This window comes from Faecalibacterium faecis (assembly GCF_040096475.1).
GTDB classification, from domain to species: Bacteria; Bacillota; Clostridia; order Oscillospirales; family Ruminococcaceae; genus Faecalibacterium; species Faecalibacterium taiwanense.
Genome location: NZ_JBBMEP010000002.1, coordinates 170,028 through 187,659 on the forward strand (window position 1 = coordinate 170,028; position 17,632 = coordinate 187,659).

A 17,632-nucleotide genomic window follows, 5' to 3' on the forward strand; every position below is an offset into this window, starting at 1 on the left:
TGCGGGGCATGATAGAATGTGCGATAGCACACATCATTGCGCAGCAACCTCATTTCTGCGCAGCAGAACATCATAAAAAAAGAAGCACGCATCTGCGTGCTTCTTTTTATTGCTACCGCAGTGGCAGCACATCTTCATCCTCGTTGATCTCTTCCATCATCCCATCCGCAAAGTACCAGCCTCTGCCGTACAGCGCCTCGCTGCCGTCGGCGCACAGGATATACGAGCCGTCCGGCAAAGCGAGAAAATGCCGCTTTTTGCTGTCGGCAAGGGCGATGTCCTCCACCTTCTGTCCGTCCAGCACATGATCCCGGATGAACTGGTAGTGGGGCAGGATGCGGGTCTCGGTCAGGCCAAGGCCGTTCATCCAGCGGGAGTAATGGGGGTCGGCGGCTTCGCCCGGTTCCTCGGGCGCGGCGTACACGATGTGGGCGGCGTTCATGCTGCCGGCACTCACGCCCAGCACGATGCCGTGGTAGTTGTGGAACAGCCCCGGCAGGCCCAGCTGAGCAAAAAAGTGATTCTGGGTGGGCACGTGCCCGCCGCACAGCATCACAAAGCCGCTCTGGGGCAGAAGAGAACCGATCTCCTCGGCATTGCGGGCATCGCAGGGGATGAGCGCCGTCAGGGGCAGGTGGGCATTCGCAAAGCTCTGGGCAAACACCCGGCACATCTCGTCGTTCTGCTCGTAGGCATAGGGGTCTGCCGCAATGGCAAGGCCCAGCACGGCGTGATCCGGCCAGACGGCCCGCAGGTTCGCCACAAAGTGGTTGCGCGTGTCCAGCACCGGAATATCCGGCCCCGGCTCAAAGGGGCAGCCGCTGGGGCTGCTGGTCAAAAACAATGTCATAATGATTCCTCATAAAAAGTGAATAAAGGCTGTGTCCATTTTAACACGATTTTGCTGCCAGCGGCAGAGCCAGAATCACCAAAAAAATCCCCCGCTTTTCGCCGTTTCGCAGAAAGCAGGGGATCTTATCAGGCCTTGCGGTAATGGAACACCTTGTCCTTGGTGAGGAGCATGGCTGCGCTCACGGCCAGAGCCGCCAGCTCGGCGGCGGTGACGGCCAGCCAGATGCCGTCGATGCCCAGCAGCAGCGGCAGCAGGAGAATGGCGATCACCTGAAACGCCAGCGTGCGCAAAAAAGAGATCAGCGCGCTGGTCACGCCGTCGCCCAGCGCCGTGAAGAAGGAGGACGCGTACACGTTGAAGCCCATGATGAGGAAGCTCAGCGCGTACAGCCGGAAGGCCCGGCTGGTCAGGGCCAGCAATTCCGCATCGTAGCCCACGAAAATGCGCGCCACACAGGGGATGATGAACATGGAAGCCAGCGTCAGGGTCACAGCCACCACGGCGATGAGCCGCAGGCTTTTCCGGTAGAGGTTGTGCACCTCGGCGTGGTTGCGGGCACCGTAGTGGAAGCTGACGATGGGCGCACTGCCCACGGCATAGCCCACGAACACCGCCACGAACAGGAAGGCCGCGTACATGATGACACCGTAGGCGGCCACACCGTTCTCACCGGCCAGACGCAGCAGCTGGTAGTTGTACAGGATATTGACCAACGACATGGAAAGGTTGGTCATCAGCTCGGAAGAGCCGTTGATGCAGGCATCCCGCAGGACTTTGCTGTAAAAACTGGTCTTGCACAGGTGCAGGCGGCTGGAGTTGCTGCGGTCGATGAAGTAGAACACCGGTAGTACGCCGCCCACCAGCTGGCTGATAAAGGTGGCAATGGCCGCGCCCTCCACGCCCCAGCCCCAGATACCCACCATCAGCACATCCAGCACCATGTTGGTGCAGCCCGCTCCCACGGTGAACCAGAAGCCGAGGTGCGGCTTTTCGGCGGTGACAAAAAAGCTCTGGAACATATTCTGCAGCGCAAAGGTGGGCAGTGACACCATCAGGATGCGTCCATAGCGCACCGCGTAGTCCAAAAGCTCCCCCTTTGCGCCCAGCAGCACGGCAATGGGCCGCAGGAACACAATGCCCAGCACCGCCAACACACTGACCGAGACCAGAGCCGCCAGCAGGAACAGGGTGAAATAGCGGTCGGCCTTTTTCTGGTCGCCCTCGCCCAGCGTGATGCCCACGATGGCGCTGCCGCCGGTGCCCAGCATAAAGCCGATGGTGCCCAGCAGCATAGGCAGCGGCATGATGAGGTTGACCGCCGCAAAGGCCGTCTTGCCCACAAAGTTGGAGACACACAGGCCGTCCACGATGCCGTAGATGGAGGTGAACAGCATGGTGCCGATGCAGGGCAGCACGAACCGCAAAAGGCGGGAATAGGTAAAATGATCGGAAAGCTGGATCCGCTGCTTGGACATGGCGTCCTCCTTTCTGCACAAGGTGCAAAAAACGGGCCGGATAAATGTCCGCGAGTACACGCCCGGCCTCGATCTGCTTCGTCACTACGGCAACGAAACCTCCGGCGGGGCGCTGTCTGCACGGCATCTTATCCGGCCCGTTTCAAATTACGTTGAAAACGGTCCTCCGATGAACTGAAAAAGAGCATATCAGAATTTATTTTTGTTGTCAAGGCAGAAAAATCAAAAAATCGGCATTCGAGGGTCAAAATTCATAAACTGTCTCTTTCCAACGTTTATCAAACCTGTTAGAATGATAAAAGTTTTTTATGGATCCGGAAAGGAGAACTCCTGTTTTGATGAAACGTTTTTATACCGCCATCGTGCGCCGCCGCAGGCTGGTGCTGGCGGTGTTTGCACTGACGGCTGTGCTGAGCGTGTTCGCTGTGCGTCAGGTAAAGGTGGATTACGATATCAACGACTATCTGCCGCCGGAATCCCCCTCCACCACCGCCATCGAGGTGATGAACGGTGCTTTCACCGGCGGCATCCCCAACATGCGGGTCATGGTGCGGGATGTGACGGTGCCGCAGGCGCTGGAGTACAAGGAAAAGCTTGCCGCCATCGATGGAGTGTCCTCCGTTGCATGGCTGGACGACAGTTTGGATGTGACAGTGCCTTTGCAGATGCAGGACACCGCCACGGTGGAGAGCTATTATAAGGATGGCTGCGCCCTGTTCACCGTGACGGTGGAGGACGAGAAGCGTCTGGAAGCCGTGGCTGCCGTGCGGGATCTGATCGGGGAGGGCAACGCGCTGGAGGGCGCGGCGGTCTCCACTGCCGTTGCCACCAACTCCACCGTGACCGAGGTGGCAAAGATCGCCGCCATCGCGGTGGTGTATGTGCTGTTCATCCTGATCCTGACCACCGATTCCTGGGCGGAGCCGCTGCTGGTGCTGACGGGCCTTGGCGCGGCTATCCTGCTCAACAACGGCACGAACCTCATCTTCGGCACCATCTCCTTTGTCACCAACGCGGCGGGCAGCATCCTGCAGCTGGCGGTTTCGCTGGACTACTCGGTGTTCCTGATCCACCGCTTTGCGGAGTGCCGGGCTGAAAACCCGGATGCCAGCCCGGAGGAGTGCATGGTGGATGCCCTGTGCAGATCCACCGGCTCCATCCTGTCCAGTGGCCTGACCACCGTCATCGGCTTTCTGGCACTGGTGCTCATGCAGTTCCAGATCGGCCCGGATCTGGGCCTTGCGCTGGCAAAGGGCGTGGTGCTGAGCCTTGTCACCGTGTTCACCTTTATGCCCGCGCTCACGCTGGCAGCGTATCAGTGGATGGATAAGACCCACCACAGGCCCCTGCTGCCCAGCTTTGACAAGTTTGGCCACTTTGTGGCCCGCATCATGCTGCCCATGGCGCTGGTGCTGGTCATTCTGATGGTGCCCAGCTATCTGGCCTCCAACTCGAACCAGTATTACTACGGTGCCGCCCACATGTTTGGCGAGAACACCCGTCTGGGTGCGGACACCGCCGCCATCGAGGAGACCTTTGGCCGCAGCGACACCTACGTTGTACTGGTGCCGGAGGGCGACACTGCCACGCAGCAAAAGCTTTCGGATGCATTGCACGCCATCCCGGAGGTGACCGGCATCCTTTCCTATGTGGACAACGCAGGCGCGTCCATTCCGCCGGAGTTCGTGCCCGGGGATACGCTGGGGCTGTTGGTCTCCGGCGGCTACACCCGCATGGTGCTTACGGTGGATGCCGACACCGAGGGCGATGGGGCCTTTGCGCTGGTGGAGCGGGTGCGCGCCACGGTGCAGCAATATTACCCGGACAATTATTATCTGGCCGGTCAGGGCGTGAGCACCTATGACCTGATGGACACCATCACGGCCGACATGGTCAAGGTGAACCTGCTGGCCATCGGCGCAGTATTCCTGATCCTGCTCCTCATGAAGCGCCAGCTGCTTTTGCCCATCATTCTGGTGCTCAGCATCGAGACCGCCATCTGGATCAATCTGGCCATCCCGTACTTCCGGGGCCAGTACGTGTTCTACATTGCCTATCTCATCATCAGCTCGGTGCAGCTGGGTGCTACGGTGGATTACGCCATCCTCTTCTCCGACCGCTATCAGGAGTTCCGCGAGACGCTGGGCCGCAAAGAAGCCGTTGCGGCCACGGTGTCCGCCGTGACCACCTCGGTCAGCACCACCGGCAGCGCCATGGCGGTGGTGGGCTTCCTGATGGGAGCCATTTCCACAAACCAGCTGCTGGGCCAGCTGGGCAATTTTCTGGGCGTGGGCAGTCTGGTGTCGCTGGCCATCGTGCTTTCGGCACTGCCGGGCTTTTTGTATCTGGCCGACCCGCTCATTATAAAAAAGAAAAAACAGCCGAAGGAGGCTTGACCGAGATGAAACATCGATTTGTGCGCCGGGTGTCGGCGCTGGCGCTGGCAGGCTGCCTGCTGGCGGGCAGCAGTCTGCCGGCCTTTGCAGCAGCCTCCGCTGCCAAGGAAGAGGTCATTTATGCAAATCTTACGGCCTCCGGTGCGGTGACCGGCGTGTACGCCGTGAACAGCTTTTCCGTGCAGGCGGGGGACACCGTTGCGGACCACGGCAGCTACACTGCCGTGCGCAACATGACCACGAGCGATGCCGTGGAGCAGAGCGGCGATACGGTCACGGTGCATGTGACCGAGGACGGCAAGCTCTATTATGAGGGCACCATGGACGCCGCCACGGCCCTGCCATGGGTGGTAAAGCTGACCTATACGCTGGACGGGGCAGAAATCAGCCCCGACGAGCTGGGCGGCAAAAGCGGTGCCCTTTCCATCCGGCTGCAGGTGAGCCGCAACCCGGACTGCACCGGCAGCTTTTTTGACGACTACGCGCTGCAGGTGACCATGAGTCTGGACACCGGCCTTGCCCGGAACATTGAAGCACCGGGCGCTACGGTGGCGAATGTGGGCAGCAAAAAGCAGCTCTCCTACATCCTGCTGCCGGGCGCGGACAGCGACGTGACCGTCACCGCCGATGTGACGGACTTTGCCATGGACGCCGTATCCCTGAACGGCGTGCGGCTGAACCTGAACCTCGACCTCGGGGATATGGACCTGACCGGGATGCTGGAACAGCTGCAGAGCGGCTCCGTTCAGCTGGACGATGGTGCCAACGCGCTGGCAGACGGCATTGCGCAGGTGCAGGCGGGCATCGACACCCTGAACGGCAATTCCGGTGCCTTGACCGGCGGCTCAGCCCGGGTGCGTGCCGCCCTCACCCAGATGCAGACCGCGCTGAACGGCATCTCTGCCTCCACCGACGAGCTGAACACCCTGCTGGATGCCTCCACCCAGATCCGGGACGGCATTGCCCGGCTGGATGAGGGCGCGGCACAGCTGGAGCAGCAGGTGAGCTTTGAAGCCTACAAGGCCATCCTGAAAGAGAACGGCCTTGACCTTGACGTGGTAAAGGAGGGCAACGCCAAGGCCATCCAGCAGCTGCAGGGCATGGTGTGGATGATGCCGCAGCTCAAGGATGTGATCCTGCTTTTGCAGGGGTCTACGGCCAACATCGATGCCATGCAGACCTATCTCGACACCGTGAACGGCGGAATTGCCCAGCTGCACGAGGGCAGCAGCACCCTGAACGGCAGCTACGGCGAGTTTGATGCCGGGGTGCGTCAGCTGGCCGGTGTGCTTACTGGGATGCTGGGCAATCTCTCGGTGCTTACCGACGGCGTGAACCAGCTTGCCGCCCAGTACGTCCAGCTGGACGACGGCCTGAACGCCTACACCGACGGTGTAGCCCAGCTGAAGGCGGGCGTTGCGCAGCTGGCGGAGGGTGCATCGCAGCTGACCGGCGGCACCGGTGAGCTGCGGGAGAATGTTTCCGGCATCGACATGGGTGCCCAGCTGGACGGCCTGCTGAACAGTCTTTCCGGCGGCGGGGAGGTGCAGAGCTTCACCTCGGCAGAGAACACCGAGGTGGGCGCGGTGCAGTTTGCGTTGCAGACCACTGCCATCACGGCCCCGGCCCCGGCTGCCCAGCCGGAACCGGCAGCTGTGACCCTGACCTTCTGGCAGAAGCTGCTCAAGCTGTTTGGGCTGTATAAAGGCTGATTTTTATGATACGGGGGATGCTTCCCGCACAGAGAGTGGTCGCGTGTTTAAAGTTTTATGCCTTTTGCAAAAGGCATCGCCGCCGGGTATGTTCTCTTTTGCGTGCCAAAAGAGAACCAGAAAGGACGGCGGTGCCCGCAGGGCATGAAAGCCCCAGTGGGGCTTTTAAGCCGCAGACCGGTTTGCGTAGCAAATACCGCGCGTTCAGCGCGGCAAGGTCTCCGCTACTTTCGAGGCGCGGGAGGCACGAACTAGGGGCTGCACGCCCCTAGTAACCCCAAAGAAGATGGGCTCCATACAAAAAATCCAAGCCGCTCCGCTAAAGGATTTTTTGTGTTCCGCCGATTTCAAGGCCCCTCAGCCGCTGCTGCGGCAGCTCCCCGCAGGGGAGCAGGCGCGCTTGTAAGCTTTGTACTCGAGCCAGTAACTTTGCCGCCCAGTCCTCTCCCGTGAAAAGCGAAAGCCGGAAAATCCGCAGATTTTCCGGCTTTCTTTCTATAAAAATAATCGTTCCGCTAAAGATGCCCAGAGCGAAGCGGAGGGCATTTTAAATCGTTTTGCGAACATCATTCAAAATGGTATTCCACCAGTTCGCAGTTTTTGATGCCCGCAGCTGCGTATTCCTCGTTGGTCATATCGTAGAAATAGGACTGTACCACCCGGGCGATGCCGTTGTGGGCCACCAGCAGATAGGTCTTGCCGGTGTCGGCCTTCAGCTCGTCCAGCAGGTTATAGATGCGCTGGGCCAGCTGCATCATGCTCTCGCCGCCGTCGTAGCGGTCGGCGAAGTGGGTCTTGGAAACGCGGAACTCGCCGCCGTTGCGGGGCGTGCCCTCGTATTTGCCAAAGCACTGCTCCCGCAGGCGCGGCTCACACCGGGCGGGCAGGCCGGTGGCCTCGGCAATGGCCATGGCGGTGTCGGCGGCGCGGGACAGGGGAGAGTACAGGATCTCATCGATGTGCACCCCGCTGGCCTTGACGGCTTCGCCCAGCTTCCGGGCCTGCTGGCGGCCCCGCTCGGTGAGGGGGCTGTCGGTCATGCCGCAGATCTTGTTTTCAACGTTCCAGACGGTCTCTCCGTGGCGGGTGAAATAAAGCGTATGCATGGGTGGCTCCTTACTGGTCGTATCCCGCCTCGATCTCGCGGATGCGGGTGTAGAAAAAGTCGTTGGCAGGGGTGGGCATCCCGTACTTCTTGGCCCGCTGGCGCACCACACCGGCAAACTCCTCCACCTCGGTGGGGCGCTTTGCCAGCACATCCTGCCGCATGCTGGGCATGCCCTCGGGGTTAAAGGTGGGCATCATGGCGTCGATGAACTGCACATCGTTGTCCGGCGGCAGGGGCACGCCCTCAAGGTTCGCCAGCCGGATGACCTCCTGCATGGCCGCGCGCATCATGTCCTGTGCTTCGCCGGGCTGGCGCAGGCCGCCGTAGGGCTGGTCAAAGGCGGCTGCGGCCTGATTCAGGCCGTCATTCACCATCAGCTTGTTCCACTGCTTGTAAAGGATATCCCCACAAGGCTCGTTGGCAATGCCGCACTCGTCCAGATAGTCAGCCACGGCCTGCACACGGTCGGTCATCTCGCCGCTGCGCTCACCGAACTGGATCTTGCCCGCCTGATTGAACACCAGCGTGCGCCCGGTGCGGGTGGCGTCCATGCCGATGGCAACGCTCCACAGGGTGTGGCCGGGATAGGCTGCGTCAATGTGCTCCTCGCTGGTGATGCCGTTCAGCACGCTGAGGATCACGGTGTCCGGCCCTACGAACTTTGCAATGTCCTGAATGGCCTGTTCCAGCACCGTAGCCTTGACGGCCACCAGAAGCAGGTCTACCGGTTTGCCCTCGGCAGGGGTGACGTAACGAAAGCTGCACGCTTCGCCGTTGCAGACGACCGGTTCGGCAGAGTAGCGGGCGATGCGATCCTCATCGGCAATGACCTGCACGCCGGGCATTTTGCGGCCGAACAGGATGCCCAGTGCGCCCAGACCGATCAGGGCCGAGGTTTTGATCTTTTTCATAAGTTCCTCCTGCATTTTATGCTTTTTTCAGTGTGCCGTCTGCGGTCAGGACGACCATGCTGCCCTCGTCGATGCCTAGGCGGGTGAGCTCTTTGTCCGGGTAGGGCAGGGTGCGCCGCTCCCCGGCGGGATCGGCCAGCGTGACATCGCACAGCACCGGCTGGCCGGCGGGCAGCTCCTCGCAGCCATACATCTGCTCTTCAATGCGCAGAACGCGGTAGGTAGTCTCCATAGCAGCTAAACTCCTTTTTATAAATACAGCATTTTTATTATAAAGCTCTGCGCGGGGCGCGTCAACCGCATTTGGCTTGACAGCCGGCCGCCCGGCTTGATAAAATAGGAATGATTTTTGGAACAGGGGGCAGTCACATGAATATTACGGAACTGCGTTATCTGGTGGCCATCCGCAAGTGGGGCTCGGTGAGCGCGGCGGCAAAGCAGCTGTATGCGGCCCAGCCCAATGTGAGCAAGGCGCTCAAGAATCTGGAAGAGGAATACGGCATCCGCATCTTTGAGCGCTCGTCCACCGGCATGATCCCCACCGAACAGGGACGGCATTTTATCCGGCAGGCAGAGCGGGTGCTGGACGAGGTGGACCGGCTGGATCTGGATGCCCGCAGCCGGCAGAGCAGCTGTGCGGAGCTGCGGGTGGTGCTGCCCCACGCCACCTACGCTTCCTACGCGACGGTGGATTTTTTGCAGCAGATGGCAGACAGCCAGCAGCTGCGGGTGCATATCCGGGAATCCGGCTCCATGGAAGCGCTGGACCATGTACTGCGGCGGGGCTATCATCTGGCCCTGCTGCGCTACGCGGAGGAGGACGAGGATTATTACCACCGCTACTGCGACCGTCACGGCCTGCACCGGGAGCCGGTGATGGAGTTTGAATACCGGCTGCTGACCAACCGCGAAGGCCCGCTGGCAAAGTGCGAAGTGACCGACATCACCCAGCTGAACAGCTATATGGAAGTCCTGCACGGTGATTTCCAGCTGCCCGGCGGTGAGGACAGCGGCCTGCGCTGGCATACGAACCCGAACCGCCGCATCCATGTGTACGAGCGGTGCAGCCAGTTCTCCATCCTGCAGAACCTGCCCAATGCCTATATGTGGGCGTCACCCATGCCCCGGCGGGCGCTGGAGCAGTATCATCTGGTGCTCAGGAAATGCCCGGCCCAGCGCCAGCGCATGAAGGATGTTCTGGTCTATCCGGACAGGGGGACCCTGCGCCCGGAGGAGCAGACCTTTGTGCAGCTGCTGCACAAGCAGGCGGCGCTGACCGTGAAATGACCGCCGAAACCGGTTAAGAACTGGCAAAACATCAGAATGCAGAAAAACCGGAAAGCAAAGGAATTTGGCCGACAGCCGCGGCGCTTTATGCGCTGCGGCTGTCTTTTTGTTGATAAACCGCACGAAAAAGAGACGAAGCATCGGCTAAAAATCTTTGCTGGTATATGGCCTTTGATATGCCCCTATACCAGAAGCATATTATCACTTTTATGAAAAATATGTTAACATAGACACAGAAAGCTGGCCGGGATGGATGAAAAATATGGAAAATACTTCCATGGTTCCGGCACAAAGAAAAAGGAGGTTTCTGGTATGATCAGTTTCTTACTCTGTCTGGCGATCCTGATCGTGGGCTACTTTGTCTATGGTAAGATCGTGGACAACACCTTCGGTCCGGACGACCGCGAAACGCCTGCTGTGCGCATCAATGACGGTGTGGACTACGTTGTGATGCCCCAGTGGAAGCTGTTCCTCGTTCAGCTGCTGAACATCGCCGGCCTTGGCCCCATTTTTGGTGCCATGCAGGGCGCATTGTGGGGGCCTGTGGTCTTTTTGTGGATCACCTTCGGCACCATCTTTGCAGGCGGTGTGCACGACTACTTCTCCGGCATGATGAGTGAGCGCAACGACGGTGCTTCCATCGCTGAGATCACCGGCAAATACTTAGGCCCTGTGATGCAGAACGTCATGCGCGTGTTCTCGGTGGTGCTGCTCATCATGGTGGGCACTGTGTTCGCGGTAGGCCCCGCCGGCCTGATCGTGGAGCTGTGCCATCAGAGCGGCGCTTCCGGCGTGCTCACCTCGCTGCTGTTCTGGCTCATCATCATCCTGGTGTACTACTTTATCGCGACCTTTATCTCCATCGACGCGGTCATCGGCAAGATCTACCCCATCTTCGGCATCTGCCTGATCATCATGGCCATCGGCGTCATCTTCGGCATCTTCACCAACCCTGCCTACACCATCCCGGAGATCTGGGATCACTTCGGCAGCATGCATCCGTCGGGCACCCCCATCTGGAGCTTCATGTTCATCACGGTGGCCTGCGGTGCGATCTCCGGCTTCCACTCCACCCAGTCGCCTCTGATGGCCCGCTGCATGAAGAGTGAGAAACAGGGCCACTTCGTGTTCTACGGCGCAATGGTCTGCGAGGGCGTCATCGCTCTGATCTGGGCCGCTGCCGGCTGCAGCCTGTACGAAGTCACTGGCGGCCTGAACACCGGTCTGGCTGAAGCACTGGCCATGGGCCAGTCCAAGGCTATTTATGATGTCTGCTCCAAGACCATGGGCGGTGTGGGCATCGCGCTGGCAATGATCGGCGTTGTGGTGTGCCCCATCACCTCCGGCGATACCGCATTCCGCTCCGCACGTCTGACTCTGGCCGACTGGTTCAAGATCGATCAGGATAGCTACACAAACCGCCTGAAGCTCTGCATCCCGGTTCTGGGCGTGGGCGCTTTCCTGGGCATCGGCAACGCACTGGGCTTCATCAACTACACTGTGATCTGGCGCTACTTCAGCTGGACCAACCAGACGCTGGCCATGATCGTTCTGTGGGCCGCCTCCATGTACCTGTTCAAGGAGAAGAAGAACTACTGGATCACCGCTGTGCCTGCCACCTTCATGAGCGCGGTCTCTTCCACCTACTTCATTCTGGCTCCCGAATGCCTGGGCGGCCTGCTGAACAGCAAGACCGCAGAGGGCGCCACCATTTACAACACCGCAGTGGCATACCCCATCGGTGTCATCTTTGCCATTGCAATGCTGGCCATCTTCCTCCACGCAACGAAGAAGGCAGCCCAGAAGGCATGACACGATATATACAAACATATATACAAATAATCTGCTGAATAAGGCACCCTCCGCTGAAATGGCTCGGCGGAGGGTGCCTTGTATTTTGCGGCGTTTCAGGCAAAGAAATCACGATTTGCGGAGAAAATCGAAAACGATTGAGCAACTTGCACAAAAACAGACTGGAAAGTTTGGCAGCAGCGGTTTTGACCGGTTCCGGGAAAGGTCTTTGCTGGAAAATTAAGAAAATTTGCCGTGAATGCGATAAAAATTCTTTGCAGGTATTCCGCAGAAGCATCTTGCCATATACTTTTTGATATGGGAACCATACCAGAAAAATATTAACTGCTTTATGAAAAAAGTGTTAACATGAAGCCAGAGATTGGTCAGAGCCGCAGCTGGGCACGCAAAATGCTGGCTGTGGTTTGAATCAAAAAGGAGGTTTCTGGTATGATTAGTTTCTTACTCTGTCTGGCGCTCTTGATCATCGGCTACTTTGTCTATGGCAAGATCGTTGACAACACGTTCGGACCGGACGACCGCGAAACTCCTGCTGTGCGCATCAACGACGGCGTTGACTACGTTGTGATGCCCCAGTGGAAGCTGTTCCTCGTCCAGCTGCTGAACATTGCAGGTCTGGGCCCCATCTTTGGTGCACTGCAGGGTGCTCTGTGGGGTCCCGTGGTGTTCCTGTGGATCACCTTCGGCACCATCTTTGCAGGTGGTGTGCATGACTACTTCTCCGGTATGATGAGCGAGCGCAACGATGGCGCATCCATCGCTGAGGTCACCGGCAGATACCTCGGACCTGTCATGCAGAACATCATGCGTGTGTTCTCTGTTGTGCTGCTGATCATGGTTGGTACCGTGTTCGCAGTGGGCCCTGCAGGCCTGATCGTTACCCTGTGCAAGAACAGCGGCATGTCCGGTCTGCTGACCACCACCCTGTTCTGGCTGATCATCATTCTGGTGTACTACTTCATCGCAACCTTTATTTCCATTGATGCCATCATCGGTAAGATCTACCCCGTGTTCGGCATCTGCCTGATCATCATGGCTGTGGGCGTTATCTTCGGCATCTTCACCAATCCCGCCTACACCATTCCCGAGATCTGGGCAAACTTCGGCAACATGCATCCGTCGGGCACTCCCATTTGGAGCTTCATGTTCATCACCGTTGCCTGCGGCGCTATCTCCGGTTTCCACTCCACCCAGTCGCCTCTGATGGCTCGCTGCATGAAGAGTGAGAAGCAGGGCCACTTCGTGTTCTACGGCGCAATGGTCTGCGAGGGCGTCATCGCTCTGATCTGGGCCGCTGCCGGCTGCGCACTGTACACCATCACCGACGGCAAGATGGCTGGTCTGGCCGAGGCTCTGGCTGCTGGTCAGTCTGCTGCCATCTACGACGTGTGTGCAAAGACCATGGGCGGCGTTGGCATTGCTCTGGCAATGATCGGCGTTGTCATCTGCCCCGTCACCTCCGGCGATACCGCGTTCCGTTCCGCTCGTCTGACCCTGGCCGACTGGCTCAAGATCGATCAGGACAGCTACGCAAACCGCCTGAAGCTCTGCATCCCGGTTCTGGGCGTTGGTGCTTTCCTTGGCATCGGCAACGCAATGGGCTTCATCAACTACACCGTGATCTGGCGCTACTTCAGCTGGACCAACCAGACGCTGGCCATGATCGTTCTGTGGGCTGCATCCATGTACCTGTTCAAGGAGAAGAAGAACTACTGGATCACCGCTGTGCCCGCTACCTTCATGAGCGCTGTGTCCTGCACCTACTTCGTGCTGGCACCTGAGTGCCTGGGCAAGATGATCAATACTTACGCAGACGGCAAGCTGGTCGCTTACAACACTGCCGTTGCATACCCCATCGGCATCATCTTTGCAATCGCAATGCTGGCACTCTTCATCCATGCTACCAAGAAGCACACCGCTTCTCAGAAGGCATAAGGATGTCTGCCGCACCGCATAAGCCTTAAACTCTGACACCCCCGCCGCTGCACCCCGCAGTGACGGGGGTGTTTTGACATAACAGACAAACCTTTTGTGCAAATCTTAGCAGCAGAAGGGGTTGCATTTTGAGGGCTGCAGTGCGAAAATAGAACCGGTGATTTTATTTGGAATGGCTGCAGTATCTGCGGCTGGACCGGAAACTAACAGTAAAGAAGGGAACTTCCATGATCTTCAAACCTGCACAGCTGGGTATGGCAAAGCTTGATCAACAGGAGCTGGTGGAGGACAGAAAGTCCTGCAAAAAGATCGGCCCCTGCGGCGTTGGCAAAAAGGCGCTGTACCTCAACAGCTTTTACATCGACCGCCGCTATTATCTGCCCTACGGCAGCATCAGCCGCGTGTTCAAGCGGGTGGCTATGAGCTCCGGCGGCTTTACCGGCAAGGGCATGTTTGCCTCCATGGCCTACCTTGTGGTGGAGTACGATGGCGGCAAGCAGAAGCAGTGCAACTTCAAGGACGAGCGGGATGTGGACAAGCTGCTGGAGGTGTTGGCCAAAGAGCAGCCGCAGATCCATCTGCTCAGCGCAGCCGGTGAGCAGATGCTGCAGAAGAAGGAAGCCGAAAAGGCCTCCCGCAAGCTGCCGGAAAGCGAGCTGACCGACGATGCCCGTCACAGCATCACCGTGCTGCGCAGGGCAAAGGAATATCTGGAAGCAAAGCCTGCCCTCTCCGATGAGCTCAGCGCAGCCGAGCGCCGCAAGCGTGCCCAGCTGCAGAGCAAGCCGGTGTACCGCTATGTGGCGCTGGCCATCTTTATCATGGGCATCGTCTCTGCGGCCTATGGCCTGTATGCCGTCACCACCCATACCGGCGGCTATGGCATCTACTTTGCGCTGTTCGGCTTTGCAGCCATCTTCCTGTTCTCCAGCTACAACATGCTGCCCACTGCCCACAACAACCACAGCGCCATCATGAAGCGGGCCGAGAAGGCCGAAGCTGCTATGGCAGAATACGTGAAGCACTACCCGAACGGTGCCTTCCCGGTGCCCAGCCATTACGCACATCCCATCGTGCTCAAGCAGATGGCCGATGCCATTGAAGAGGGCCGCGCCGTCACCGTGCCGGAGGCTTTGACTGCCGTGGAAAACCGCCTGAAGTCCCTGAACGCAGATGTGCAGGTGGAACAGGAGGAATACGACGAGGTGGTGGTCATCAAGGCGATGTTCCTGAACCACGATTATCAGTAAAAAGTAAGCAAAGAGGGCTTTTCCTTCGGGGAAGGCCCTTTTGTTTTGCTTAACTTCTTGCACAGCAGAATCGTTCGTTTTATAATGAAAAAGGAGAGTCTTTACACCCACGAGTGGAGGAAACAGCTATGGATATGGTCACCCTTGGCAGCACCGGCATCACGGTGAACAAAAATGGCTTCGGCGCACTGCCCATCCAGCGCATCTCGCAGGAAGATGCCGTCTATCTGGCCCGCAAGGCTTACAAGGCAGGCATCCGCTTTTTTGATACCGCCCGCGCCTACACCGACAGCGAGGTGAAGCTGGGCGAAGCCTTTGACGGCATCCGCACGGAAGTGTATATCGCCACCAAAACGGCAGCGCAGAACGCAGAGGACTTCTGGAAGGACCTGCACACCTCACTCACCAACCTGCGCACCGATTACATTGACCTGTACCAGTTCCACAATCCCGCATTCTGCCCGAAGCCAGGCGACGGCTCCGGCCTCTACGAGGCTATGCAGGAGGCCAAAGCCAAAGGCATGATCCGGCATATCGGCATCACCAACCACCGCCTGAAGGTGGCCCACGAGGCCATTGACAGCGGTTTGTACGAGACGCTGCAGTTCCCGTTCAGCTATATCTCCGGTGAGCAGGAGCTGGAATTGGTGAACAAGTGCAAGGCGGCAAATATGGGCTTTATCGCCATGAAGGGCCTGTCCGGTGGACTGATCACCAACAGCGCCGCAGCCTATGCCTTTGAGGCGCAGTTCGATGGAGTTTTGCCCATCTGGGGCGTGCAGCGTGAAAGGGAACTGGACGAGTTCCTCTCCTATATCGACAACCCGCCGCGTATGACCGACGACATCCGTGCCGTCATTGAAGGGGATCGTGCCGAGCTGTGCGGCGAGTTCTGCCGCGGCTGCGGCTATTGTATGCCCTGCCCGGCAGGCATCGAGATCAACAACTGCGCCCGCATGAGCCTGCTGCTGCGGCGTTCGCCCTCGGCAGAGCATCTCAGCCCCGCAGGTCAGGCCAAGATGAAAAAGATCGAGGGCTGCCTGCACTGCAACCGGTGCAAGGCCAAGTGCCCATATGGTCTGGATACCCCCGCCCTGCTGGCCCGCAACTATGAGGATTACAAGCGCGTTCTGGCCGGTGAAGTAAAAGTTCAGTAACACAAAAGCTCCTGCCCATTCAGACAGGAGCTTTTGTGCTTTATGCGGCAGCTTTTGGCTGCTCAAAAATCCTCATCGATTCTTTATAGCAGTGTGCGAAGTACACGATCTCGGCAAGGGCGGTCAGCGCCCAGCTGCAGGGGTACAGTGCGTACAGCGAGGGAATGGTGTGAAAGTGCGCGAAGATGGTGTATACCCAGATCACCCGGAACACGCAGGAACCCATTACCACAATAATGGTGGGCACCACAGTTTTGCCAAGTCCGCGGGAAGCGGCGATGGTGCAATCCATAAAGGCGGAGATGCAGTAGGCAAAGCCCATCACGCCCACGCGCTTCATGCCGGCATCAATGACGGCGCTCTCGGTGGTGAACAGGGCAAGGAAGGTGCGGCCAAAGAGGAACAGGCTTCCGCCCAGGATCAGGCCCACACCAAAGGAGTAGGCCAGACTGATGAAATAACTCTTCTTTACGCGGTCCGGCTTGCCAGCGCCGTAGTTCTGGCTCATAAAGCTTGCACAGGCCATATAGAATGCGGCCATGCAGTCGTAGATCATGGCATCGGCATTGGCGGCGGCGCTGTTGCCCTTGACCATGAGAGAGTCGAAGGAGTTGACCCCTGCCTGAATGAACAGGTTTGCAATGGCGAAAATGGCATTCTGGAAACCGGCCGGAAGACCAAGGCCCAGAATGCTCTTTGTTGTGGCGGGGTCCAGATGCAGCTTTTTGGTGTCCAGCACGTAGCAGTCCTGCACTTTGGTCAAAGCGTGCAGGATCAGCCCGGCAGAGGCGCACTGCGAAATGGCACTGGCCAGTGCCACGCCCATGACGCTTAACTGGCACACGATGACAAAGAACAGGTTCAGTGCAATGTTCAGTGCGCCCGCAATGGACAGGTACATCAGCGGCTTTTTGGTGTCGCCGATGGCGCTGAACACAGCGTTGCCGAAGTTGTACAAGGCCAGAGCGGGCATACCAAGGAAGTACACCCGCAGGTACAGGATGGCACCGGGCAGCAGGTCGTCCTTGGTGTTCAGCAGCCGCAGCATGAAGGGGGAACCCAGCAGGCCGACGAACAGCAGCACCACACCCGCGATCAGGCTGACGATGGCGGCGGAGTGGACAGTCTTTTCCACATCGTGCTCGTGCCGTGCACCGTAGAAGCGGGCTACCAGCACGTTGATGCCGCCGCACAGGCCGATCAGGAAGCCGGTGAACAGGCTGACGAGGATGCTGGTGGAACCCACCGCGCCCAGCGCTGTAGAGCCTGCAAACCGGCCTACCACGGCCACGTCCGACATGTTGAACAGCACCTGCAGCAGGTTGGAAAGCGCCAGCGGCAGACTGACCAGAAAGATCTGTTTGGCCAGAGGGCCTTCGGTCAGTGTTTTGGTATTTGATTTCATGTTCTCTTTTTATCCTTTAACCTAAACCGTGCCCGCGCACACCGGGGCACACCTCTATTATATGGGCCGCTGCGGCTTTTGCAAGATAGCATCGACATTTCATATTTGATTTTTTTGTGTGGCTGTGCTATACTACTTTACACCGATGAAATAAATATGTGCGATCGTAGCTCAGCTGGATAGAGCGTTCGGCTCCGACCCGGAAGGCCAGAGGTTCGAATCCTCCCGGTCGCACCAAACAATGAAAATCCGAGCCTTTTCTCGATAGGAGAAGGGTTCGGATTTTTTGTTTTCTTCGGAAATGACAATTCCGGCTCGTTCCAGACCGCGG

13 protein-coding genes and 1 tRNA gene are annotated in these 17,632 nt (G+C 58.5%); 8 read left to right on the top strand and 6 right to left on the bottom strand.

Going from position 1 to position 17,632, the window contains the following annotated elements; all coding sequences use genetic code 11:
* Positions 1 to 112: 112 nt before the first annotated feature.
* Together WMO17_RS01940 and WMO17_RS01945 are read right to left on the bottom strand one after the other, a co-directional pair.
* Positions 113 to 850 carry a Type 1 glutamine amidotransferase-like domain-containing protein gene (locus tag WMO17_RS01940; protein ID WP_005937502.1) on the bottom strand — a complete coding sequence of 246 codons (738 nt, stop codon included), beginning with the start codon at positions 848 to 850 and terminating at the stop codon, positions 113 to 115.
* A 128-nt stretch (positions 851 to 978) separates the two neighbouring features.
* Positions 979 to 2,328, bottom strand: a complete 1,350-nt coding sequence (locus tag WMO17_RS01945) for an MATE family efflux transporter (protein WP_120081256.1) — start codon at positions 2,326 to 2,328, stop codon at positions 979 to 981.
* A 338-nt stretch (positions 2,329 to 2,666) separates the two neighbouring features.
* Here WMO17_RS01945 and WMO17_RS01950 point away from each other — a divergent pair, with 338 nt between their 5' ends.
* Together WMO17_RS01950 and WMO17_RS01955 are read left to right on the top strand one after the other, a co-directional pair.
* On the top strand, positions 2,667 to 4,724 hold the full coding sequence (locus tag WMO17_RS01950; protein WP_120081255.1) for an efflux RND transporter permease subunit: 2,058 nt from the start codon (positions 2,667 to 2,669) through the stop codon (positions 4,722 to 4,724).
* 5 nt (positions 4,725 to 4,729) lie between these two features.
* Complete coding sequence (locus WMO17_RS01955; RefSeq protein ID WP_349137367.1) at positions 4,730 to 6,436, top strand: coiled-coil domain-containing protein; 1,707 nt, start codon at positions 4,730 to 4,732, stop codon at positions 6,434 to 6,436.
* 566 nt (positions 6,437 to 7,002) lie between these two features.
* Here the strand turns inward: WMO17_RS01955 and WMO17_RS01960 are convergent.
* The 3 genes from WMO17_RS01960 to WMO17_RS01970 are packed head-to-tail and all read right to left on the bottom strand — an operon-like array spanning position 7,003 to position 8,687.
* Positions 7,003 to 7,542 carry a histidine phosphatase family protein gene (locus WMO17_RS01960; protein WP_097776749.1) on the bottom strand — a complete coding sequence of 180 codons (540 nt, stop codon included), beginning with the start codon at positions 7,540 to 7,542 and terminating at the stop codon, positions 7,003 to 7,005.
* 10 nt (positions 7,543 to 7,552) lie between these two features.
* Positions 7,553 to 8,455, bottom strand: a complete 903-nt coding sequence (locus tag WMO17_RS01965) for a ketopantoate reductase family protein (protein WP_223388480.1) — start codon at positions 8,453 to 8,455, stop codon at positions 7,553 to 7,555.
* Positions 8,456 to 8,471: 16 nt separating this feature from the next.
* Entirely contained in the window at positions 8,472 to 8,687 is a 216-nt protein-coding gene (locus WMO17_RS01970) for a hypothetical protein (protein WP_005938496.1), read from the bottom strand.
* Between the two features lie 137 nt (positions 8,688 to 8,824).
* Between WMO17_RS01970 and WMO17_RS01975 the strand changes: the two genes are divergently transcribed.
* The 5 genes from WMO17_RS01975 (at position 8,825) to WMO17_RS01995 (ending at position 15,896) form a co-directional block, all read left to right on the top strand.
* Positions 8,825 to 9,742: a LysR family transcriptional regulator gene (locus WMO17_RS01975; RefSeq protein WP_348584076.1), complete on the top strand. Its 918-nt coding sequence runs from the start codon at positions 8,825 to 8,827 to the stop codon at positions 9,740 to 9,742.
* A gap of 312 nt (positions 9,743 to 10,054) precedes the next feature.
* Positions 10,055 to 11,554: a carbon starvation CstA family protein gene (locus WMO17_RS01980; protein ID WP_349137368.1), complete on the top strand. Its 1,500-nt coding sequence runs from the start codon at positions 10,055 to 10,057 to the stop codon at positions 11,552 to 11,554.
* Between the two features lie 429 nt (positions 11,555 to 11,983).
* A complete protein-coding gene (locus WMO17_RS01985; protein ID WP_349137369.1) occupies positions 11,984 to 13,489 on the top strand; it encodes a carbon starvation CstA family protein in 1,506 nt (501 codons plus the stop codon).
* Positions 13,490 to 13,716: 227 nt separating this feature from the next.
* Positions 13,717 to 14,739 (top strand): ATPase P, encoded by a 1,023-nt coding sequence (locus WMO17_RS01990; protein WP_349137370.1) that lies wholly within the window; start codon positions 13,717 to 13,719, stop codon positions 14,737 to 14,739.
* 128 nt (positions 14,740 to 14,867) lie between these two features.
* Positions 14,868 to 15,896, top strand: a complete 1,029-nt coding sequence (locus tag WMO17_RS01995; protein WP_097774057.1) for an aldo/keto reductase — start codon at positions 14,868 to 14,870, stop codon at positions 15,894 to 15,896.
* A gap of 40 nt (positions 15,897 to 15,936) precedes the next feature.
* On the opposite strand, the gene WMO17_RS02000 is transcribed toward WMO17_RS01995, so the two are convergent.
* Positions 15,937 to 17,301 carry an MATE family efflux transporter gene (locus WMO17_RS02000; protein WP_349137371.1) on the bottom strand — a complete coding sequence of 455 codons (1,365 nt, stop codon included), beginning with the start codon at positions 17,299 to 17,301 and terminating at the stop codon, positions 15,937 to 15,939.
* Between the two features lie 160 nt (positions 17,302 to 17,461).
* Here WMO17_RS02000 and WMO17_RS02005 point away from each other — a divergent pair.
* Positions 17,462 to 17,538: transfer RNA gene (locus WMO17_RS02005), tRNA-Arg, on the top strand.
* Positions 17,539 to 17,632 lie beyond the last annotated feature (94 nt).